This is a genomic window from Isoptericola sediminis (genome assembly GCF_013085345.1).
In the GTDB taxonomy this organism is placed as follows: Bacteria; Actinomycetota; Actinomycetes; order Actinomycetales; family Cellulomonadaceae; genus Isoptericola; species Isoptericola sediminis.
On sequence record NZ_JABFAJ010000012.1, the window covers coordinates 19,024 to 42,025 of the forward strand.

At 69.2% G+C, this 23,002-nt stretch carries 11 protein-coding genes; 9 read left to right on the plus strand and 2 right to left on the minus strand.

All coding sequences use genetic code 11. The features are described from left to right. Positions 1-105: 105 nt before the first annotated feature. Positions 106-1,053, minus strand: coding sequence for an NAD(P)-dependent alcohol dehydrogenase (locus HLI28_RS07065; RefSeq protein WP_171246810.1), 948 nt, complete (start codon positions 1,051-1,053; stop codon positions 106-108). A gap of 83 nt (positions 1,054-1,136) precedes the next feature. On the opposite strand from HLI28_RS07065, the gene HLI28_RS07070 reads away from it, so the two are divergent. Together HLI28_RS07070 and HLI28_RS07075 are read left to right on the plus strand one after the other, a co-directional pair. After that, the gene (locus tag HLI28_RS07070; RefSeq protein ID WP_171246811.1) at positions 1,137-1,778 is read left to right on the plus strand and encodes a TetR/AcrR family transcriptional regulator C-terminal domain-containing protein; all 642 of its coding nucleotides are present in this window, start codon (positions 1,137-1,139) and stop codon (positions 1,776-1,778) included. A 93-nt stretch (positions 1,779-1,871) separates the two neighbouring features. Next, positions 1,872-2,306 carry a hypothetical protein gene (locus HLI28_RS07075; RefSeq protein WP_171246812.1) on the plus strand — a complete coding sequence of 145 codons (435 nt, stop codon included), beginning with the start codon at positions 1,872-1,874 and terminating at the stop codon, positions 2,304-2,306. 50 nt (positions 2,307-2,356) lie between these two features. On the opposite strand, the gene ddaH is transcribed toward HLI28_RS07075, so the two are convergent. Further along, a complete protein-coding gene (ddaH, locus tag HLI28_RS07080) occupies positions 2,357-3,118 on the minus strand; it encodes a dimethylargininase (RefSeq protein WP_171246813.1) in 762 nt (253 codons plus the stop codon). Between the two features lie 332 nt (positions 3,119-3,450). On the opposite strand from ddaH, the gene HLI28_RS07085 reads away from it, so the two are divergent. The 7 genes from HLI28_RS07085 (at position 3,451) to HLI28_RS07115 (ending at position 23,002) form a co-directional block, all read left to right on the plus strand. Further along, positions 3,451-4,164 (plus strand): 8-oxoguanine DNA glycosylase OGG fold protein, encoded by a 714-nt coding sequence (locus HLI28_RS07085; protein ID WP_171246814.1) that lies wholly within the window; start codon positions 3,451-3,453, stop codon positions 4,162-4,164. 72 nt (positions 4,165-4,236) lie between these two features. Next, positions 4,237-5,436: a DUF6361 family protein gene (locus tag HLI28_RS07090; RefSeq protein WP_171246815.1), complete on the plus strand. Its 1,200-nt coding sequence runs from the start codon at positions 4,237-4,239 to the stop codon at positions 5,434-5,436. A 23-nt stretch (positions 5,437-5,459) separates the two neighbouring features. After that, complete coding sequence (locus HLI28_RS07095) at positions 5,460-7,244, plus strand: phospholipase D family protein (protein WP_246246504.1); 1,785 nt, start codon at positions 5,460-5,462, stop codon at positions 7,242-7,244. Further along, entirely contained in the window at positions 7,241-10,780 is a 3,540-nt protein-coding gene (locus HLI28_RS07100; protein WP_171246817.1) for a helicase-related protein, read from the plus strand. The genes HLI28_RS07095 and HLI28_RS07100 overlap by 4 nt, the downstream gene beginning before the upstream one ends. Positions 10,781-10,923: 143 nt before the next feature. Next, positions 10,924-16,116: a DEAD/DEAH box helicase gene (locus HLI28_RS07105; RefSeq protein WP_171246818.1), complete on the plus strand. Its 5,193-nt coding sequence runs from the start codon at positions 10,924-10,926 to the stop codon at positions 16,114-16,116. Further along, the gene (locus HLI28_RS07110) at positions 16,116-18,959 is read left to right on the plus strand and encodes a helicase-related protein (RefSeq protein WP_171246819.1); all 2,844 of its coding nucleotides are present in this window, start codon (positions 16,116-16,118) and stop codon (positions 18,957-18,959) included. The genes HLI28_RS07105 and HLI28_RS07110 overlap by 1 nt, the downstream gene beginning before the upstream one ends. Beyond that, positions 18,956-23,002, plus strand: coding sequence for an Eco57I restriction-modification methylase domain-containing protein (locus HLI28_RS07115; RefSeq protein WP_171246820.1), 4,047 nt, complete (start codon positions 18,956-18,958; stop codon positions 23,000-23,002). The genes HLI28_RS07110 and HLI28_RS07115 overlap by 4 nt, the downstream gene beginning before the upstream one ends.

A 23,002-nucleotide genomic window follows, 5' to 3' on the forward strand; every position in this document is an offset into this window, starting at 1 on the left:
GGTGTCTTCCTCCTCGACGGTAGGGCCGCGAGATGGACCGCCGGTGGCCGGCCGGTGTCCGGGCGCCGACGATCCGACGGCGGACGCATCGCGTCGCGTCGGTCCTCAGGGCGTGACGACGATGTTTCCGACCTTGCGACCGGTGTCGATGCGCGCGTGCGCGGCGGCGACGTCGTCGAGCCCGCCGACGGACTCGACGACCGGGTCGAGCTCCCCGTCGGCGAGGAGGCGGAGCAGCTCCGCGACGTCCTCGGGCTTCTCGGGCGCCGGGCCGGAACGGACCCGGCCGAACGAGGTGATCGTCTGGCCGAACGTACCGGTGACGAGCAGCAGGACGCCGTCGTCGGTGAGCAGGCGTCGTCCGGCCCGGGTGCTCAGCGCCCCGACGACGTCGACCACGACGTCGTAGCGGCCGGTGAGCTCGGCCACGGGTGTGGTCGTGTAGTCGACGACGTGCTGGGCGCCGAGCCGCCGGACCAGGTCGAGGTTCGGCGTGCTCGTGACACCGGTGACCGTCGCGCCGAGGTGGCGGGCGAGCTGGACGACGCTCGTGCCCACCGCGCCGGAGGCACCGACCACGAGCACCGTGGTGCCGTCGGTGACGGTCGCCCGGCGCGTCAGGTAGTGCAGCGCCGTCGTGCCGCCGAAGGGCACGGCCGCGGCGTCCTCGTGGCTGACGCCCCCGGGCTTCGGGACGGCCCGCTCGGTGGGGACGACGACGAGCTCGGCGTGGGTCCCCATCCGGCCCCCGGTCATCCCGGCGACCTCGTCGCCGGGTGAGAGGCCGGTCACGTCCGGGCCGACCGCCTCCACGACGCCGGAGTAGACGCCGCCGAGGATCGGGCGGCGCGGACGGCGGAGGCCGAGGCCGAGCCGGGCGAGGAGGCGGAACCCGGCGGGGAACCGCGACCCCCGAATGCGGGCGTCGGCGACCGTGACCGCGGCGGCCCGCACGCGGACGAGCACCTCGCCCGGTCTGGGAACCGGATCGGGGACGTCGTCGACGTGGACGACCTCGGGCGGGCCGTACCGCCGGGCGACTGCTGCACGCATGATTTTTCTCCTGACAGGTGTAAGGCTGGTGGCTCCACTGTAGGCTTACGCGTGTAAGAAAGACAAGGGTCCAGGGAGGATTCGTGGCACGCACGACGCTGAGCAGCACGAAGATCGTCGAGGCGGCGGTCCAGGTCGCCGACGAGGGCGGGCTGACGGCCGTCAGCATGCGCAACGTCGGACGACGTCTCGGCGTCGAGGCGATGTCGCTCTACCACCACGTCGCGAACAAGGAGGCGTTGCTCGACCAGCTCGCCGACTGGGTGTTCACCCGGATCGCCCTGCCCACGGTCGGCGACCCGTGGCGACCGGCGATGGCCGCCCGGGCCGAGTCGGCGCGAACGGTCCTGGCGGCGCATCCCTGGGCCCTCGGCCTCGTCGAGTCACGGCGCACGCCCGGCCCCGGGCTGCTGCACCATCACGACACCGTGCTCGGGTGCCTGCGTGCCGGCGGCTTCTCCGTCGCACTCGCGAGCCAGGCCTTCGCGGCGATCGACGCCTACGTCTACGGGTTCGTCCTCACCGAGCAGAGCCTCCCGTTCGAGGCCGGTGAGGACGCCGGGGAGTTCGTGGCGGCCGTCGACCTGCCGCTGGCGGAGTACCCGCACCTGGCCGAGATGGTCGGCGAGCTCGTGGTCGGCGGCGACTACCGCTTCGCCGACCAGTTCGACGACGGGCTCGCACTCGTCCTGGACGGCCTCGAGCGGCGGCTGGCCGACGCCTGATCCCGAGCGAACCCGTCCGCCCCCGGGGGTTCCGCACGGCGGTCCGCGAGGTTACGGTTCCCGGGTCGGGCACGTCGACGAGGGGCCAGGGGCATGGACGATCTGATCGGACCGCGCTACTACGACCTGGACGGCATGCCCATCTCCCAGGCGCGCTGGGCCGTCATGTGGCACACGGCCGAGCGGCTCGTGGCGCAGACGCTGGTGGGCGCCGACTACGTCGTCGAGGTCCGCTGGGTCGGTGTCGACCGGGAGGAGGCCCGGCACGAGCGCCCGCTGATCTACCGGGTGAGCGTGCACCCGCTGGGTTACGTGCTCCCGGCCGGCGCCGACGACGACAGTCCGGTCTCGTTGCTGCTCACCGACGAGACGACGCACGAGGAGTCCTACCCCGACCGGACGACGGCGATGGCCGGGCACGACCAGCTCGTCGACTCCGTCCGGCGTGGCCTCGCCGCGGCGTCGTCCCGGACCAGCGGGTGCGTCCCGTTGCGCGACCTGATCGCCGAGCCGCCCCTGGCGGCCTGATCCCCGCGAGTCAGGACTTCTTGCCGCGAGTCAGGACGATCGGCGGCGAGTCAGCGCACCCGCACCGACAGGCAGGTCACGCAGCCCTCCAGCTTCTCGAACTCCGTCACCGGCGCGGTGACGACGTCCAGGCCACGGTCCCGGAGCAGGTCCGCGGTGCGCGGCGCGCTCGCCGACAGCAGCACCGTGCGGTCGTCGAGGACGACGACGGCGTTCCCCTCCGGCTCGGGGACGGGGACGAAGCGATCGAACAGCTCGGGGGCGTCGACCAGCGGCTCGTGGCCGATGACGGTGCCGTCGGGCAGCGCCGTCACGGCGCTCTTGAGGTGCAGCACACGGGTCACCGGGACGGGCACGACCCGCCAGCCGCGCGGCTCGAGGAGCGTGCGGAGCTGGTCCACGCCGGCGTCGTCGGTGCGGCTGCTGCGTCCGACGTAGACGGTGCGACCCACCTTGAGCACGTCCCCGCCCTCGAGGGTGGCGTGCTCCTCGATCGCGGCGACCTCCAGGCCGAGGCCTTCGACCACTGGCCGCATGCTCGCGACCTCGCCCCGGCGCGACGCGGCGCCGGGGCGGGTCAGGACGGCGAGGTCGTCGAACACCACGACGGTGTCCTCGACGAAGACCCCGTCCGGGTGCGCATCCGCGGCGGGAAGCTCGTGCACCTGCCAGCCCCGCGCGGCGAACGTCGTCCGGTACTCCTGCCACTGTCGTCGCGACAGGTCGGCGTCGACCGGGACGCGGTCGAGGTGGGTCAGCTCGCCCTCGGCGAGACGGGGCGACGGCGGGCGGACGAGCAGGGTGCCGGGCATGAGGCGACCGTAGCGTGCCGCCGTCGGCCGGCAGCTGTTCGTGGCATCGTCCGCCGTGCAGACTCCCCGTTGTCGCTCGCGGTCGTACCTTCCGTCACCGGGTCGTACCCGCCGGGTACGTCCCGGGCGCGGAAGGTACGACCGCGCGAGGAGGGGCGATCTCGGACGTCTCTTCGGCCGGAGGCATCGGGGTAGATCGGTGGTGCGTGCTGGTCACCGCCGCCCGTCTCGGCCAAGATCTACGTCGTGCCACCCGTCCCGGTGCCCTGGCGTGCCGATGACGGGGAGCGAGCCCCCTCCGTCCGACGCCATCCGAAGGAGCATCAACGACCATGGCGACACGCTTGGCCGGTGGCCAGTCCTTGCTCGAACGACTCCCCGGGCGGGAGGCGCTGCTCGGGCAGGACGTCCGGTTCCGTCCGCGGTGGTGGACGACGCGCGTGCCGGCGTCGGGGTGGCTCGATGACCTGCCCGAGGACCCGGACGGACGGGAGTACCGCCGGATCTCGCGCGGCCGGGTGCTCGCCGCCGCCGACGGTTCTGACGACTGGGAGGCGCGGGCGCTGCTCGCAGCCGGCGTGTGGAGCGCGGGGGACCGGGCCCTCGCGGCGAGCCGCGGCGCGCGGGCCCTCGGCGGAACGGATCCGTCAGAGGTGCTGTCACGGCTGCGCCTGGCCGCCAAGCACCTCGGCACCGGGCGGGGCGCCGTCGATGCCTACCGCTCGATGCTGCGCGGCGGGTCCGCGCACGTGAAGCACCTCGGCCCAACACTGATCAGCACCTACCTCTACGCCGCGGACTTCGGGAGCCGGGGCGGGGTGCGCGGCGGTGACGCGCTGGTTCTGGACCGGTCCGTCGTCCGGGCGCTCAACGACCTCCACGGCTGGTCGGTGCCTGAGGACGGTCCGTGGTCCGCGGACCTGTACGCCCGGTGGCTGGACACCGCCGCCGAGCAGGCCTGGTTGGCGGCGATCGAGCTCGGCCGCACCGTGAGGGGCGACGAGATCGAGCACGCCTACTTCGCGCACGGCAAGTCGCTGGGGTAGTCAGACGCCAACCGGGTGAAACCGGACGCGTGCTCTGGTCACACGTCCGGCAGGTCGGCAAGGATCAACCTCATGGTGTCCTCCTTCGGCTGGCTCGATGTCGATGCCCAGCAACGGCAGAAGATGCTCGAGGTCGTGGCCCTCTTCCGGGAGCAGGGCACCGTCGACGACCTCGGGGTCGGCACCATCCGCGACGCGATCTCCGACCTGCTCTTCCCCGGCACCTCCGTGCTGCACACCCGGCTGAGATACGTGCTGTTCGTCCCGTGGCTGATGCAGCGGGCCGCGCACAAGAGCAGCCCGACGGAGATGAGTGCCGAGTTCCGACGCCTCGAGTTCCGCCTGATCACGAGCCTGATGGCGGGCGGTGAGACCCAGGGAGTCATCGGGAACCGTGCGCGGACAAATCTGAAGCAGCTGCCCAGCGCGATGTACTGGTCGGCGCTCGACGCCTGGGGCGTCCGCGACGTCGCGACCGCCGACGCGTACTTCCGCCGGATGCACGACACCCGCGCCCTGCAGCGCCGCACGGCAGCGACCGACGACCCGGAATCCCGTGCCTTCGTCCCGGCCACGGGGATCGACCCGCACCTGCCGCCGGCACCGGACGAGCTGCTGAACGCCACCGGCCTCGCGCTCACACCGGCCGAGGAGCAGTACCTCTCCGACCGCATCGCGGCGTCGACGCGCGGTTCGATGCTCGCGTGGCTCGTCCACCACCCGCCGGGCGAGCTACCGCGGAGGGTCTGGGACCTCGAGCATCTCGACGAGGCGCCGGAACATCTCCGCGTCGCGGTCGACCACGCCCGCCGCTACAGCCTGGCGATCCACGGGGCGGCGCTCCTGTACAACCTGCTCCTGGCAGAGGCCTCCGAGCAGGAGGAGCTCGTGGATGCGTACCGCGACGCACTGGGCGACTGGCGCTCCGAGCTGGACGCGACCGGGGCGCTCGCGGACTGGGACCGCGCCGACTTCTGGGCCACGGTCCACGCCAGCAACCCGCGGGTCCGCGCGGTGACGCGTGCCTTCGTCGACCGATGGCTCGACCTGATCGCCGCGCACGACGGCGTCGCCGATGCCGACGAGGCGCGCATCCTGGTGAGCACGCGGGAGAAGAGCATCAAGGGCGGCCGTGCCCGCCTGCTCAACCAGTCGGCGCTGGACCGCTGGACCGGCGCGAGCGGCACCGGCCGCCACGACTTCCGCTGGCTCGTCGCGCGGTCCCACCTCGAGGACCTCTACAGCGCCCGCGGGATCGAGGTGGCGGCCTGATGCTCACTCCACAGACCCGCGTCATGCTTACCGACGCCCTGCGTCCGCCCGCCGGCTACCGCGTCGACACCGCCGTCGGGACCTCCTACTCGCTCGATCTCACGGCCCTGCTGCTCGCGCCCTTGTCGTTCGCGCTCTACGACCACTCCGGCGACGACGTCCTCGCCGTCGATCCGGTCCGCCTGCTCGAGGCGGTGCGCCGGCACACCGCCCGCACCACCGTGTTCTGCCAGGCCGGCGGGATCCACGTCCCCGCGGCCTACCGCCCGATCCACACGTTCGTCGAGGACAGCGTGCTCGAGGTGATGCCGCCCGAGGGACGCACGCTGTTCCACCCCAAGATGTGGGCGCTGCGGTTCGTCGGCCCCGACGGCGGCTTCGTGCACCGCGTAGTGGTGCTGAGCCGGAACCTCACCTTCGACCGCTCGTGGGACACCGCACTGGTCCTGGACGAGTCCGACGGCGGCACGATCGAGGCGGCACCGGCCGCGGAGTTCCTGCGAGGGCTCCCGGGACTGGCGCTCCGCGAGCTGCAGCCCGACCGCGCCGCCCAGGTCGACGAGCTCGCCACGACGCTGGCCCAGGTGAGCCTCGCGCCGCCGGAGCCCTTCACGGGCGGCCGCCTGCTGCCGATCGGCTTGGCGGACGAGCCGGTGTGGCCGTTCCCGGACGAGGCGCGGCGGCTGCTCGCCATCAGCCCGTTCCTGACCCGGCACGCGGTGCGTCGGCTGGGCGCGCTGAGCACCGACCGGGTGCTGGTCTCTCGTCCCGAGTCCCTGGAGCTCGTCGGTTCGCAGGCGTTGGCGGGGTGGGAAGCCACGGTGCTGCAGCGCCTCGCCGAGGCTGGTGAAGACGTCGACGCACCGTCGTCGGCACCCGACGAGTTCGCCGTCGGTGAGGGCCTGCACGCCAAGACCTTCGTGCTCGACCTGCCGCGGTCGCAGTCGATGACCGTGACCGGCAGCGCCAACCTCACCGCGGCCCCCTGGGGCCGCAGCGTCGAGTTCGACGCCGTGCTGACCGGTCCGACGGCGTCGTGCGGCGTGGCGGCCACCCTCGACGGGTCCGACGAGGCCCCCGGGCTGCGACGGATGCTCGCCGAGCACGCGGTGTCCACGGCTGAGGGGACCGACGACGCCGCGATCGAGACCTCGTACGCCCTGGAGGCGTTCCACCGGGCGCTCGCGGTCGGTGGGCCGGTCCTGCACGTCGAACCGCTCGACGACGAGCGGGTCCGCGCCACGCTGACGCTGACCCTGCCGGACGACATGCCCGGCGAGACCCGCGTCTGGCTCGCCTCCCTGCCCGGGGACGGCCAGTCCCGGACCCTGGCCGGTCAGGTCGAGTGGACCGTCGCCCCGTCCCACGTCACCCCGTTCGTCGCCGTGGAGACCACCGCGGGCAGCGGCGACGCCCGCGCCACGCGGCGCTGCGTCCTCAAGGCCGACCTGACCGGTGCCGTGGGCTCACGTCGCCAGGACGCCGTCGCCTCGGTCCTGCAGAGCAAGGCCGACGTGCTGCGCTACCTCGTCCTGCTGCTCGGTGACCCCTCGTACGACGCGTTGTTCGCGCAGCTCGCCGGCGTCGACGGTGCCGGTTTCCACGGCGGGTCCGGGCACTCCGTCGAGGACGTCGCGCTCTTCGAACCGCTGGTGCGTGCCACCGGCCGTGACGAGGACGCCCTAGCGCGCGTGGCCAGCCTCGTCGAGGAGCTGCGTGAGCTCGACCGCGCCGAGGACCTCGTCCCGGACGGTTTCGACGAGCTGTGGGATGTCGTGTGGCAGGTGCACCAGGAAGGACGCGCATGACCGAGACCCGGCCTGACGTCGAGCGCACGCTGGCGAGCCTCAAGGACTTCCAGCGCGCCACCGTCGAGCACGCCTTCCGACGGCTGTTCACCGACGAGGACGCCATCAAGCGGTTCCTCGTCGCCGACGAGGTCGGGCTCGGCAAGACGATGGTCGCCAAGGGAGTCATCGCCCGGGCCGTCGACCACCTGTGGGACGACCCCGACCGGCGCCTCGACGTCGTCTACATCTGCTCCAACAGCCAGATCGCCCGGCAGAACCTGTCCCGGCTCAACGTCGTCGGCGGCACCGAGCTGCGCCACGCCGACCGCCTCACCCTGCTGCCGCACGTCATCCGGGACCTGCGCCAGAGCCGCCTGAACTTCGTCTCGTTCACACCGGGCACCTCGTTCCAGGTGAGCAGCACGGGCGGCAAGGCCGAGGAGCGGGCGCTGCTCTACCAGATGCTCGCCAAGAGCCGCGGCGGCGAGTTCACGCGGCGCAACGCCTGGAAGAAGTTCTTCCAGGGCTGGATGAGCCTGGAGAACTTCGAGCGACGCCTCGCTGCCGTCGACCGCGCCGATCTCGACGACGAGCTGTGCCGGTCCCTGGAGGAGGAGATCGCGCAGGCCACCGGTCCCGGTGGCGCACCGCTCACCGCCGAGCTCGAGGCCTGCGCCGACGAGTTCGCCTACCGGCGCCGCCCCGCCGAGGGCGAGCTCGCCCGGCGCCGGGACCGGCTCGTCGGCACGTTGCGCCAGCTCGTCGCCCGCGCGTCGGTCGAGCACCTGGAACCGGACCTGGTGATCCTCGACGAGTTCCAGCGGTTCAAGGATCTGCTCGACGCGGACGCCGACGACGAGGGGGCCGGTCTGGCGCACGCCGTCTTCGACCACCCGGATGCCAAGGTGCTGCTGCTCTCGGCCACGCCGTACAAGATGTACACGTTGCCCGACGAGCCGGAGGGTGACGACCACTACCGCGACTTCACCCGCACCATCCGATTCCTCGGCGGCGACGAGCGGGCCGCCGTCGTCGAGCGCGGGCTGCGCACCCTGCGCGCGGAGGTGCTCACCGGTGGCGACCCCGACCGCGCCCGCGCCGCCCGCGACCGCGTCCAGCACGAGCTGCGGCAGGTCATGTGCCGCACCGAACGACTCGCCGCGACGCCCGACCGGGACGGCATGCTCTGCGAGAAGCCGCTCGACGTCCGCCTCACGCCCGACGACCTGCGTTCCTGGCGGACCTTCGACGAGGTGGCCCGGCAGATCGACCGGCACGACGTCTTCGAGTACTGGCGTTCCACGCCGTACCCGCTCAACCTCATGGATCGCGACTCCTACCAGGTGCGGACCCGGTTCCAGGCGGCCGTCGAGCGGGGCGATCCGGACGTCGCCGCTGCGCTCGCGCAGGCGTCGGGGCTCTTGACCTGGGACGACGTGCGCAGTTACCGGGCGATCGACCCGGGCAACGCCAAGATGCGCGGGCTGGTCAGCGACGTGCTGGACCGCGGCGCGTGGCGGCTGGCGTGGGTGCCGCCGTCACTGCCGTACTATGCCCCGGCCGGTGCGTACGCGGATCCCGCGCTGCGGTCGTTCACCAAGCGGCTCGTCTTCTCCGCGTGGGCGGTGGTGCCCAAGGCGGTCGCGGTGATGATGAGCTACGGCGCCGAGCGGCGCGCGATGGAGGCGTCGTCGGGCGACATGCCCGCGGCCGGCCGGCCGCGCCGACGGTACGACGACCGGCCGGTGACGCCGCCGCTGCAGTTCCGCATGACCTCCGGCGACGATCCGCGACCGGGAGCGATGTCGACGCTCGGGCTGCTGCACCCGTCCTCGGTGCTCGCCCGGCTGGGGGACCCGCTCGACGTCGCCCGCGAGCTCGACACGCTGGACGCGGACGCGCAGACAGTGCTCGACGTCGTCCGCGGACGGCTTGAGCCGTTGCTCGCCGCGTTGCCCCCGGGGGGTGAGAGCGGCGACGTCGACCGGCGCTGGTACTGGGCCGCCCCGATGCTGCTCGACCAGGCGGGGGAGCACGACGACGGAGCGTTCTGGCATCTCCTCGCCGACGGCGGCGAGGACGACCGCCACGACGACGGCTCCGCCTTCCAGGCGCACCTGCGGCTCGCGCAGCAGGTCTCCGGGCTCGGGCTGGGTCGGCGGCCCACCGACCTGGCGACGGTGCTCGCGCAGATGGCGGTGGCGGGCCCGGGAGTGTGTGCGTTGCGGGCGCTGTCACGGGTGACCGGCGGAGAGCGGGCGCTCGGGCACCCGGTGATCCGGCGCGAGGCGTTCTTCGTCGCGCAGGGGTTGCGGTCGCTGTTCAACAAGCCGGAGATCGTGGCGATCCTGCGCGCGGAGGACGACGAGCGCTACTGGCGTGCCGTGCTCGACCACTGCCTCGACGGGGTGCTGCAGTCCGTCCTCGACGAGTACGCGCACGTGCTGGTCGAGTCGGAAGGCTTGCAGGAGGCGCATCGGCTGGATCGGGCTGTGACGATCTCGGACGTCATGACCGAGGCGCTCACGATCCGCGCGGCGACGAACGTCGTCGAGCAGGTGCGGGTCGCCGACGGCCGGGTCGAGCTCGACGAGCACCGCATGGCGAGCCACTTCGCGGCCCGGTACGGGCGGGCAGCGACCAGCGATCAGACGGCGGTGCGCGAGTCGACGGTGCGCGAGGCGTACAACTCGCCCTTCCGGCCGTTCGTGCTGGCCTCGACGTCGGTGGGGCAGGAGGGACTGGACTTCCACACCTACAGCCACGCCCTGGTGCACTGGAACCTGCCGAGCAACCCGGTCGACCTCGAGCAGCGCGAGGGGCGCGTGCACCGGTACAAGGGGCACGCGGTGCGCAAGAATGTCGCGGCCGACCACGGTGGTGCGGTGCTGGGCGGCCTTGACGGCGACCCCTGGTCGGGTGTGTTCGCCGCGGCGTCACGGGCGTGCGCGACCGACGGGTCGGACATCACGCCGTACTGGGTCTACGCGCGCGACGGCGGCGCCGCGATTGAGCGGTACGTCCCGGTGCTCCCGCTGAGTCGCGAGAAGCAGCACTACCGCCGGCTTCAGCGCACGGTCGGGGCGTACCGGATGGTGATCGGCCAGCCGCGCCAGGACGACCTGCTGCAGTACGTGGGGGAGAGCGGGGCCGATGCGTCGTGGCTGCGCGTCGACCTGACGCCGGAGCCGGTCGAGGTGCCTGCGGCCGACGGGAGGGCGCCGGCCGCGGACCGGCCGGTCTTCGACCCCGTCAAGGACGAGCCGCCGGTCGCGCCGGACCCGTGGGGGAGCGGCGCGGCCGCTCTCTGGTCGCAGGTGCTGTACGACGGCGGGCTGCTCGCGATCAACGTCCGGGAGGGGCGCGGAGCGACGTCGGCCGAGCACCGGGACATCGCATGCCGTGCCGGGTACGGCGACGGGCGTGGTGTCGCCGGGACGCGGGCGACGCGCGGCGCAGACGGCGACCTGTGGCTGACGTTCGTCGGTCGCTGTGAACTGGGGGAGAGCGCCTACGCGCTTGGTAGAAAGTTGCCGGTGGACCTGGGGTGGTGAGAGATAGGCAAGTGCAATGAAAGGAGCTCGCGGCTCGGCGATTTCGGGGCTTGGCCAGACATGACGCTGATAGTGTTGGCCCAGGTCACAAGCATGATGTCGGCACCAGGTCAGCCGCTGGTGGCCGAGGAACGGCGGGGGCATTGGACGCTTTCAAGGTTCACCAAACACTGATCGACGACTACCGGAGGTTCACCGAGGGGTTCGTCGATATCCGCGACGATAGGGTCCGGTCCTCCGTCCGGGAGCAGGCGACCCGGGGGGCCCAGTGGCCGGATCCGTGGCTGTCCCTCAACCCTGCGTTCGAGTCCGGTGGCTCGGCTGATGATCTTGTAGCAGCCGGAACTCTTCACCCGAAGAACGCGGAGGTCTTCCGGGTCGGCAAGGCTGCGAATGCCGGCAGCGCGCCGCCGATCGTGTTCCACCAGCACCAGAGGGGAGCGATCGAAGCCGCACGGACTGGTGACTCGTATGTCCTCACCACGGGCACCGGCTCCGGCAAGTCCCTCGCCTACATCGTTCCGATCGTCGACCATGTGCTGCGGCGCGGTTCGGGGCGAGGTGTCCAGGCGATCGTCGTGTATCCGATGAACGCGCTCGCCAACAGCCAGCAGGAGGAACTGGGGAAGTTCCTTCGTGACGGGTTTGGGGAGGGGAACGAACCAGTCACGTTCGCCCGCTACACAGGTCAGGAGAGCCCCGCCGAGCGTCAAGCGATCCTCGACAACCCGCCTGACATCCTTCTGACGAACTACGTGATGCTGGAGTACGTCCTCGTCCGGCCAAAGGAGCGCGACCGGCTGGTCACCGCCGCACGGGGCCTGCAGTTCCTCGTCCTCGACGAGCTCCACACGTACCGCGGTCGACAGGGAGCAGATGTCGCACTTCTGGTGCGTCGAGTTCGCGAGGCGACCGAAGCCGGCAACGCTCTCCAATGCGTCGGCACGTCAGCCACGATGTCAACGGCCGACACGGTGGGTGAACAGCGCCGCGAGGTCGCCGAGGTCGCTTCGCGCATCTTCGGTACCGATGTCGCGTCAGATCGTGTCATCACGGAAAGTCTGGTGCGGGCGACCTCTGATCGCAGTCCTGCGCCTCAGGCGCTTGCGGTAGCCGTCGACGCGCGCGGGGACGCCGAAGCTGCCGATCCGGTCCTCACGAACGGATATGGCGCACTCGCCGAGGACCCTCTCGCAAGTTGGATCGAGGACACCTTCGGCATCACGTCGGAGCCCGGCTCCGGCATTCTCGTGCGGACACCACCGACCACGGTGGAGAGGGCATCCGAGATGCTCGCGACGGTCACCAACCGTGATCACAAGGCTTGTGAGATCGCTATTCGGGCTACTCTGCTGGCCGGGTCGCGAGTGCGAGACCCGCGGAACAACCGGCCGTTGTTCGCGTTCCGGCTGCACCAGTTCATCTCCAAGGGCGCTTCCGTCTACGTCACCGCAGAGCCCGAATCTGAGCGCGAGATTCTCCACGAGTACCAGCTCTTCGCACCGAAGCCGGAGCGTCGCCTGTACCCGTTGGCCTTCTGCCGGGAATGCGGGCAGGAGTACCTCATGGTCCGCTACGACGAGGCCAAGGGCGTGTTCCTCGCACGCACGAGGATCGCGCTGGAGTCAGGCGAGGGCAAGACCAAAGACGGCTATCTCTTCGTCGACAGCAACGACCCCTGGCCCGCGGACCCGATAGACCGCCTCCCCGATACCTGGCTGGAGGAGACTGCCTCCGGGGTTCGAGTGCGAAAGTCTCGTCGCGACCGGGTGCCCCAACCCGTGTACGTCGCACATGACGGTTCCGCCTCTGCCGCCTTGTCCCAGGGTGAGGACCCCGCAGAGTTCGGGGTACAGGCGTCCTGGATTCCCGGTGGCCTTCTGTTCTGCATGCGGTGCGGCGTGAGCTACAACCAGCCTCGCACCAGTGAGAACACGAAGATCGCCGCCCTCGACGTCGAGGGACGGTCGAGTGCTATGACGGTGCTGTCGACGAGTATCGTGCGGTCACTCGATGCGGATCCCGACTTGGATCCTGAGGTGCGCAAACTTCTCACCTTCGTGGACAACCGCCAGGATGCAAGCCTGCAGGCCGGGCATGTCAACGACTTCGCCCTCGTCGGACAGCTCCGCTCCGCGCTGTACGCGGCTGCGTGCGAGGCCGGTGACAGCGGGGTCGATCCGCTCGACTTCGGATCCCAGCTGACGAAGTTCCTGGGCCTCGACGCCAAGCACTATGCGCAGATGCCCGATGCGTTCGACACCTCGCAGGCTGATGCCGCCCTCCGTCGGGTGGTTGCCTTCCGCGGTATGGAAGACCTCAAGCGCGGATGGCGGGTCACACTCCCCAACCTTGAGCAGACCGGGTTGATCCGGGTGCACTACCCGATCGCCAGACGGCTCTGCGAGGCAGGGGATCGCTGGGAGGGCTCACACGCGCTCCTGAAGAACCTGGACCCGGAGCAGCGCTACGAACTCGTCGAGGTGCTCCTGGACGAGTTCCGTCGCGTGCTGGCGATCGACACCGACGTCTTCTCGCAGGAGAACGTTGAACGTCTGCAGACCCTGAGCCGAGAGCATCTCACCGGCGTGTGGACCATCGGGGATCGGGAGAGCACGCCGTATCTCGGCATCGCAACACTGGAGCCGCAGAGCAAGGGCGGTCCCCGCAACGCGCTGGCCCTGACACCTCGTGCGTCGTACGGCCGGTGGCTCGCCCGGAAGTTTCCTGACGTCGGCGACCTCGATTCCGTCACCCTGACCGACGTCCTCCATTCGCTCGTCGGTGTGCTCGCAGACAACGGCATGCTCACGGAGGTTCGCGATCACGGCAACAAGGGGTTCCGCCTCAAGGTTCACCAGATCCGCCTCTTTGCATCCGACGGCGAGAGCGGCGCCCCGGACCCCGTCCGGCGCGTCCATTCGGCCGAGACCGCGCCGCGTGTCGTCCCGTTCTTCCGAGACCTGTACAAAGATGCGGGTCGCCAGCTGTCCGGTCTGGTGGCCCGCGAGCACACGGCCCAGGTTCGGGCCGAAGTGCGCCAGGAGCGTGAGAGGAACTTCCGCAGCGGTGAGCTCAAGCTCCTGTACTGCTCGCCGACGATGGAGCTCGGCGTGGACATCGCGTCGCTCAACACGGTCGGTATGCGCAACGTGCCACCGACGCCCGCGAACTACGCGCAGCGGTCTGGTCGTGCCGGGCGATCCGGTCAGCCCGCTCTCGTCGTGACCTACTGTGCGAGCGGAAACGCCCACGACTCGTACTACTTCGCCCGGAGCGACCAGATGGTTTCCGGTCGGGTCATGCCGCCCCGCATCGACCTCGCGAACGAAGACCTCGTGCGTTCTCACGTCCACTCCATCTGGCTCGCCTGCACCCCGGCGGCGTTGGGCCGCTCGATGAAGGAGGTCGTCGACGTCGGATCGTCCGACTACCCCTTGCTTCCCGAGCTGAAGTCGGCATTCGACGACCCTGGCCTTCCCGCACAGGCACGCGCCGCCGCGCACGCGGTCCTCGACCCGCTCGCGCACGAGCTGGAGGCCGCACCCTGGTGGAGCCCGGAGTGGTTGGACGATGTCGTCGCCGGCGCTTCAGCAGCCTTCGACCGAGCGTGCGACCGATGGCGCATGCTGGACAAGACCGTGCGCCAGGAGATGGACACCGCCTACGGTCAGCTCACGAACGTGTCTCTGCCGAAGAAGGAGCGGCAGAACGCGGAGATGCGTCAGCGTGAGGCGAGTCGGCAGCGAGAGCTCCTCCTCAACGAAGCCGACACCTTCGGCCAAGGGGACTACTACCCCTACCGGTACTTCGCCTCCGAGGGGTTTCTCCCGGGTTATTCGTTCCCCCGCCTTCCGCTCGCGGCGTACGTCCCGGGAATCCGCGGCGCCGGCGCAACCTGGCTGCAAAGACCCCGCTTCCTCGCGCTGCGAGAGTTCGGGCCCAATGCGCTCGTGTACCACGAGGGCGCCCGGTATCAAGTCACCCGCGTCAACCTCCCTCGAGACCCTGTCGGCGATGCGAGCACCTCGGGCAACGCAGGCGGGGTCACGCTTTCCGCCGTCAGGATCTGTAGCGCGTGTTCCTACCATCATGATCGCCAGGTCGGAACCGACGTCTGCGAGAACTGCCACGCTCCGCTCAAGCACGGGCTCAACAACCTGATGCTGATGCAGACCGTTGTGACCCGCCGGCGTGACAGGATCAGCGCCGACGAGGAGGAACGTCAGCGCCTCGGCTTCGACATGGTGACGACGTATCGGTTCCGGCCACGGGGAACGGCCCCGGCCAGTGTCCATGCGATCGCTGAGGAGAGCGGCGTCCCCGTGGTGGAGGTCCGTTACGGCGATGCCGCAGAACTCCGCGTGACGAACACCGGTCCGCGGCGGCGGAGCCCCGGAAGCGCCCCCGGATTCTGGATCGACACCGTCAAGGGCAACTGGCTCTCCGAGAAGAAAGCCAGTGAGCTCGATCAGCCGGTGGACGACGACGGCGAAACCATCGTCGCGGAGGACGTCAAGCGCAAGGAGCGAGTCGTCCCGTACGTCGAGGATCGGCGCAACATCGCCGTCCTGCGCTGGACCGATCCCGTCACTGATGACGAGGCGACGACGCTCAGGTACGCGGTGGAGCGGGGGATCGAGGCGGCGTACCAGCTCGAGGACTCTGAGCTGTCGAGCGAACGGCTGGAGGATAGTGACGGACAGGGCCGGTTCCTTCTCATCGAGGCGAGTGAAGGGGGCGCCGGCGTCCTACGACGACTTCATGCTGAGCCGTCGGCGCTGGCGAGCGTCGCACGCCGGGCACTCGGCATCATCCATGTCGACCCGGACACCGGCGAGGAGGACGGAAACTCGTGCGTTGCCGGGTGCTACCGGTGCCTCCTGACTTACGGGAACCAGGGCGATCACGAAAGCATCGATCGTCGGCTCGCGGTTGCTGCCCTTCGACGTTTGGCGCGATCGACGACGCGTCCGGACGCTCCGCCCTCGTCCGACGACTCTGGTCAGGAGGGGCCCCACGAGGATGCTCCCGAGTCCGAGCCGCGGGCCGTTGTCGTGGAAAGAGGGTCCGGAGTCGTTGCCGAGCTCTTCGCCTTGCTCGAGGAGCGCGGCCTTCGGTTGCCGGCCGAGGTCGATACGACGGTCGCCGGTTGCCCAGTGGACATGGCATATCCGGCGCAGAACGCCGTGGTCATCGTCGATACGCCCGACGGTGACCCGCGAGACATCACACCGCTGGTGTTCGGTGGGACTCATGTCATCCGTATCTCAGTCGGTGACGACCTCAGGAAGGTCGTCGCCGCGAACCCCTCGACGTTTGGGAGCAGTACCTGATGGCGTCTTTTGCCTCCGGCACTCTGGTGCGAGCGCGTGGCCGGGAATGGGTCGTGCTTCCCGAGAGCACCGAGGACTTCCTGGTGCTCCGACCGCTGGCTGGCGGCGACGCCGACGTGGCCGGGGTGCTTCCGCGCATCGAAGACGTGGAGTCGGCAACGTTCTCACCGCCGCAAGCGGACGACCTGGGTGATCACCGTTCTGCGAACCTGCTCCGCGATGCCCTGCGCGTCGGGTTTCGGTCCACCGGTGGTCCCTTCCGCTCGCTGGCGCGGCTTGCCGTCGACCCGCGGCCGTACCAGTTCGTCCCGCTCCTGATGGCGTTACGGCAGGAGACGACGCGACTCCTGATCGCCGACGACGTGGGCATCGGCAAGACCATCGAAGCGGGACTTGTCGCCAGTGAGTTGCTCGCCCAGGGCCAGGTGAGAGGACTGACCGTTCTGTGCCCTCCGAGTCTTGCCGAGCAGTGGCAGGCCGAGCTGCGCGAGAAGTTTGCTCTCGACGCCGAACTCGTCCTCGCGTCCACCGTCACTCGCCTCCAACGCGGCCTCGCCCACGACGAGTCGATCTTCGAACGCTACCCGGTCACCATCGTCTCGACCGACTACATCAAGAGCGACCGGCGTCGCGACGAGTTCCTCCGAACGGCACTCGATCTGGTGATCGTCGACGAGGCGCACACGTGCGTGGTGGATGACGCCGGACGGGCCGGCGGGGGTCGGACCCAGCGCTACCGCCTGCTGCAGGATCTCGCCAAGGACACCGAGCGGAACCTTGTTCTCGTCACGGCCACGCCCCACTCCGGAAGCGAGGCCGCATTCCGCAACATGCTCGGTTTGCTCGACCCAGCCTTGACGGATCTGGACCTCCGCTCGGACGGTGCCCGTGCGCGCGTCGCTCGCCATCTCGTGCAGCGGCGCCGAGCCGACGTGCGCGGGTATCTCGACGAAGACACCACGTTCCCCAGCGACCGACGGAGCCGGGAGGTCGGGTACCGACTGTCGCCGGCCTTCCGCGCGTTGCTGGACGACGTCGTCGCGTACGTGAGGGGTCAGGTGCAGGACCGCTCGGGCACGAAGCTGCAGCAGCGCGTCCGCTGGTGGTCAGGACTCGCGCTCCTGCGATCGGCAGCCTCGTCCCCGGCGGCGCTCACGGCGACCTTGATGACCCGTTCGGCCACCGTGTCGGCTGCCGATGCCGAGGGCGCGAACTCCCTGGGCCGCGAGGCCGTTCTCGACTTGGTCGAGGACGACTCGAGCGAGTCGGACGACGCCGCGCCGGGTGCCGTCCCTGACGCCGACCTCGCCTCTCCCGAGGCCCGAGTTCTCGCTGATCTGGCGGAACGTTCGCACGCGCTGGACCCGGCGGAGGATGCGAAGCTCGCGGCACTCGTCAAGCAGGTACGCGGACTCATGCGAGACGGCGTCTCGCCCATCGTCTTCTGTCGCTACATCCCGACAGCGCACTATGTGGCTCGCCAACTGCGGCAAACCTTCAAGAGGGTCGAGGTCGAGGTGGTCACCGGCGAGCTCGCGCCGGACGACCGTGCCGCGCGGGTCGGCGGACTGCTCGACGCTTCCGAGGGATCTCCCCACATCCTCGTCGCCACCGACTGCCTCTCCGAGGGCGTCAACCTCCAGGACGGCTTCCAGGCGGTTGTCCACTACGACCTGGCGTGGAACCCGACGCGCCACGAGCAGCGAGAGGGCCGCGTCGACCGTTTCGGCCAGGAGGCCGAGGTCGTCTACGCCGTCACGCTCTACGGTGAGGAGAACGGCATCGACGGCGTCGTGCTGGACGTCCTCCTGCGCAAACATGCCCAGATTCGCAAGGACCTCGGGATCAGCGTCCCAGTACCGAACGAAGCCAATGACCGCGTCCTGAACGCCTTGCTCGAGGGGGTGCTGTTGCGGGGCGGCGAGTACGAGCAGCTGGAGCTCGACATCGGCCTCGTCCCCGAGGCACGCGAGTTCGACGACGCATGGTCGTCGGCGGCCGAGCAGGAGAAGGTTTCCCGCACGCGGTACGCGCAGGCCACGATCCGGCCGGACGAAGTCGCCCGCGAGATCGAGGAGGCACGATCACGTCTCGGACGCCCTGACGACGTCGCGGCTTTCGTGAGCACCGCACTCGCCGAGATCGGAGGGTCGGTGACGAGGACGGACCACGGGCTCGTCCTCGCGTCCCACTCGGTGCCCAGCACGCTTCGTGATCGGCTCCGCGTCGATCGTGACCTGCTGTGGGCGTACGACCTGCCGGCCCCACGCGGTGCGGCAGTCCTCGCCCGGACCGACCAAAGGGTCGAGGCGTTGGCGCGGTTCGTGCTCGATGGTGCACTGGACCGCCGTGTTCCCGAACCCGAGCGGCCGGCACGTCGTGCCGGTGTGATCACGACCGCTGACGTCAGCGCGATGACCGTGCTCCTGCTGGTGCGTGTCCGCGTGCACGTCACACTTCCGGGGCGGCACGGAACACGCACCGATGTCGCCGAAGAGGCTCGGCTCATGGCCTTCCAGGGGACTCCGAACGATGCGGTATGGCTCGATGAACAGCAGGTTCAGGAGCTCATGGCGGCACAGCCGTCGGCGAACACACCCAAGGACCGCGCCGAGATGCTGGTCCGGAACGTCGTAGCGGCGCTCCCGCCGTTGCAGGACCGACTCGAGGCCGAGGCGATGCACGTGGCGGCGGAGATCCGCGAGGCCCACAGCCGTGTCCGACGGGCTGCACGAGGCCGCGAGGCGGCGGGCGGCTTGGGCGTTCGGGGGCTGGCGGTCGAGCCCCAGCTCCCCGTGGACGTGCTCGGGCTGTTCATCTACCTGCCCGGAGGTGTCGCATGAGTGCCCTGCACGCCATTCGCGTCGAGGGTGGCATCGTCCCGTCGACGCTCTTCCAACGTATTCAGGCCGATGAGATCGGAACAGCCGCATCGCGCCAGCCGTCCTCCTACCATCTGGTCGGCAGGGAGAGCATCCGTGACGCCGCGAACCGATCCTGGTCCTACCTCACCGGGGCCTGGGAGGCATGGCGTACCGCACAGGCCAAGGAACCCGCGGGGTACGACAGCACGAGCGCGGCGCTTGCCCGTGATCGGTGGCTCCTCGTGCTGCTCGCCGAGCTGGGCTACGGCCGCGTGCCGACGACGACCGGCGGGATCCGGGTCGAGGGCACCGACGACGCTTACCCGATCTCTCACGCATGGCAGCACCTGCCCATGCATCTCCTCGGCCCCGGCGTCGACCTCGATCGCCGAAACCCTGGAGTGCAGGGAGCGACTCGCTCTCCGCAGGCGATGGTCCAGGAGCTGCTCAACCGGTCGGACGACCACCTCTGGGCGATCCTGTCCAACGGCCACCGACTCCGGCTCCTCCGTGATTCGACCGCTCTCGCCGGGTCGGCGTTCGTCGAGTTCGACTTGGAGGCGATCTTCGACGGCGAGCTCTTCTCCGAGTTCCTGCTGCTCTGGCAGACGTGCCACGTGTCCCGGCTGGAAATCCCTCCCGGCGGGGACGAGGCCTCGCCGGCGGACTGCTGGCTGGAGAAGTGGCGATCCGATGCCGTCCGGGCCGGGGCGCGCGCGCTCAATCGGCTGCGGGCCGGTGTTGAGCAGGCCATCGGCCATCTGGGGACCGGCTTTCTCGCGCATCCTGACAACACTCGCCTGCGTGAGGAGCTTCGCAACGGACGGCTCGCTGCTGCCGGCTATCACCGGCACCTGCTTCGGCTCGTGTACCGCCTGATCTTTCTCTTCGTCACCGAGGATCGCGGCGTGCTCCTGGACCCGTCGGCTGATGAAGCGGCGCGCACCCGCTACCGCGACTACCTGTCCACGCAGCGGTTGCGCCGCCAAGCCCGCGCGCGGCACGGCAGTCCCGCCTATGCGGATCTCTGGCAGGCTCAGCGTCTGGTCCTGCGCGGTCTCGGCGGTGACGGCGAACCGGCGCTCGGACTGCCGGCGCTCGGCGGACTGTTCGATCCGGAGGAGGGCCAGGGGGAGCCGCTCCTGGCTTCTGAGCTGGACAACGAGGCGTTCCTCGAAGCCGTGCGGGATCTGGCGTGGATCGCCGCCGGGCAGGAACGTGTTCAGCCCGTCGACTACCGGAACCTGGACGCGGAAGAGCTCGGCAGCGTCTACGAGGCGCTGCTGGAGCTCGTGCCTCACGTGTCGGTCGAGGAGCATAGGTTCAGTCTTGCCACGCTCAGCGGAAACGAACGCAAGACCACAGGCTCGTACTACACACCGTCCGCGCTGGTCTCGGCGCTGCTCGACTCGGCTCTCGATCCGGTCATCGACGGCGCTGTTCGTGGCGCCGGTGACGCGGTCGAGGCCGAACGGCGTCTCCTGGCGTTGACCGTGTGTGACCCGGCTTGTGGTTCCGGGCACTTCCTCGTCGCGGCAGCGCGACGTATCGCCCGCCGCGTGGCCGCCCTGCGCTCGGGCGAAGATGAACCGACGCCCGACGACGTCCGCCACGCCCTGCGTGACGTGGTGGGCCGTTGCGTCTATGGCGTCGACATGAACCCACTCGCCGCGGAGCTCGCCAAGGTGTCGCTGTGGCTGGAGGCCATCGAACCCGGCAAGGCGCTCGGCTTCCTGGACGCGCGGATCCGCGTGGGGAACTCTCTGCTCAGCGCGACACCGACGCTGCTCGCCTCTGGCGTGCCGGACGACGCGTTCAAGCCACTCGAGGGTGACGACAAGAAGGTCGCCGGTGCAGTCTTCAAGCGGAATCGCGCTGAGCGGGGGACGGCCAGTGGTGGTCAGGACATGCTCGAACTCGACCTCGGAGACGGGAACACGACCAGCCTCGCGGGCGAACGAGAGGCCTTCGTCGAGCTGTACGACGACGCGGCCGCGGTACGGCAGCAACGGCGGCAGTGGCGCGAGTACACCGAATCCGCTCGGTACATTCGGCGCAAGGTGCACGCCGATGCGTGGGCGGCAGCATTCGCCTGGCCCCTGGTGACGACGGAAGACGCGGGACATGCGCCGACATCGGCGGTCCTGCGCCGCCTGGAGTCTGACCCTGAGGGGGCGGGCCTTGCGACAACACGTGCTCGGGTGGAGAGATTGGCCGCGGAATACCGGTACTTCCACTGGCATCTTGAGTTCCCCGAGGTCTTCGAGCGCTCTACGGGCATTGTCGGGCCCGCAGGCTGGGCCGGTGGGTTCGACTGCATGCTCGGGAACCCGCCCTGGGAACACATCGAGCTGAAAGAACAGGAATACTTCGCGGCTCGCGATCCGGAAATCGCAGCGGCCACGGGATCGAAACGCAAGAAGATGATCTCGGCACTAGCGGTCGACGATCCGCCCCTTGACCGTCAGTATCGTGCGGACAGACGCCGCATTAATGTGCTGAGATCATTCGCGGCAGGATCAGGACTTTACCCGTTGACAGGTCGAGGTCGGGTGAAGACAGACTCGGTGTTTGCAGAGCTCTTCCGAACCTTGACGGCGTCCCAGGGGCAGACGGGCGTCATCGTCCCGACCGGAATCGCCACGGATTCGACGACCCAGCACTTCTTTCGCGATCTCGTAGAGACCAAGGAGATCGCGGCGCTCTACGACTTCGAGAACGCTGCGCCGATCTTTGACGGTGTGCACCGTAGCTTCAAGTTCTGCCTCCTGACCATGAATGGGCGCGACCTTCCTGCCCGTGCCGCGGCGTTCGCGTTCTTCTTGCACGATCCGCGCGACATCGAGTCTCGACGATTCGTGCTGACGCCAGAGGAGATCATCCTTCTGAACCCGAATACGGGGACGTTGCCGATCTTCCGCACGCGTCGTGACGCCGAGATCACTCTCGGAATTTATGAGCGAGTGCCCGTTCTGGTCGACGAGAAGAAGGTGGCCGCCGGGGACCCCGGCGGGAACCCCTGGGATGTCTCGTTCATGCAGGGCCTGTTCAACATGACCTCCGACTCGGGTCTCTTCCGCACTCGCGACGAGTTGGAATCCGAGGGATGGATCCTTCAGGGCAACGTCTTCGTCCGACCCGAGGTCGGTGCGGAGACGCACGCAGCGGATGACGCTCAGGATCGCTATCTCCCCCTCTATGAGTCAAAGATGCTGCACCATTTCGACGATCGCTGGGCGACGTACGAAGCCGATGGGTCGATCCATGAAGTGGGAGTTTCGCAGAAGCGAAATCCAGAATTCGCGGCAATGCCTCGATATTGGGTCGGGCAATCTAATGTTGATGCTGCTGCGGCATCGAATGCAGACCTGATCACGGGCTGGCGAAAGATATGCCGAGCTACGGATGAGCGCACTCTCATCTCTTTCGGATTCCCACGCGCAGGGCTCGGCGATTCGGCGAATGCAATTCTGACAGACCGAAGCGACGCTTGGTTGCTTACAATGTCAGTTGCTTCGTTTGTTGTCGACTATGTCGCTCGACAAAAAGTCGGCGGAACAAACTTCAACTTCTTTCACATGGCGCAGATGCCCGTGCCGGCGCCAAGGCGATTCGCGACTTCGCAGGCCGGCGGCAAGGACTGGTATGCCGCCAGATCTCTGGAACTGACCTACACGTCATTCTCGATGACTTCTGCAGCGGTCGGTTTCGGCGATGGTGGCGCGCCGTTTGACTGGCTTCCTGAACGCCGCGATCTGCTTCGAGCAGAGATTGATGCTGCCACATTCCATCTCTATGGCGTCGAGCGCGACGATGTTGACTACATCATGGAGACGTTCCCCATCGTGCGACGCAAGGACGAGGCTGCCTATGGTGAGTACCGCACCAAGCGCCTGATTCTCGAGGTCTACGACGCGATGCAGCATGCCATCGACACGGGCACCGAGTACCAGACGATTCTCGATCCGCCGCCAGGACAAGGGCCGCGCCACCTGGCCAGGAGTGCTGGAACGGAGGGCTGA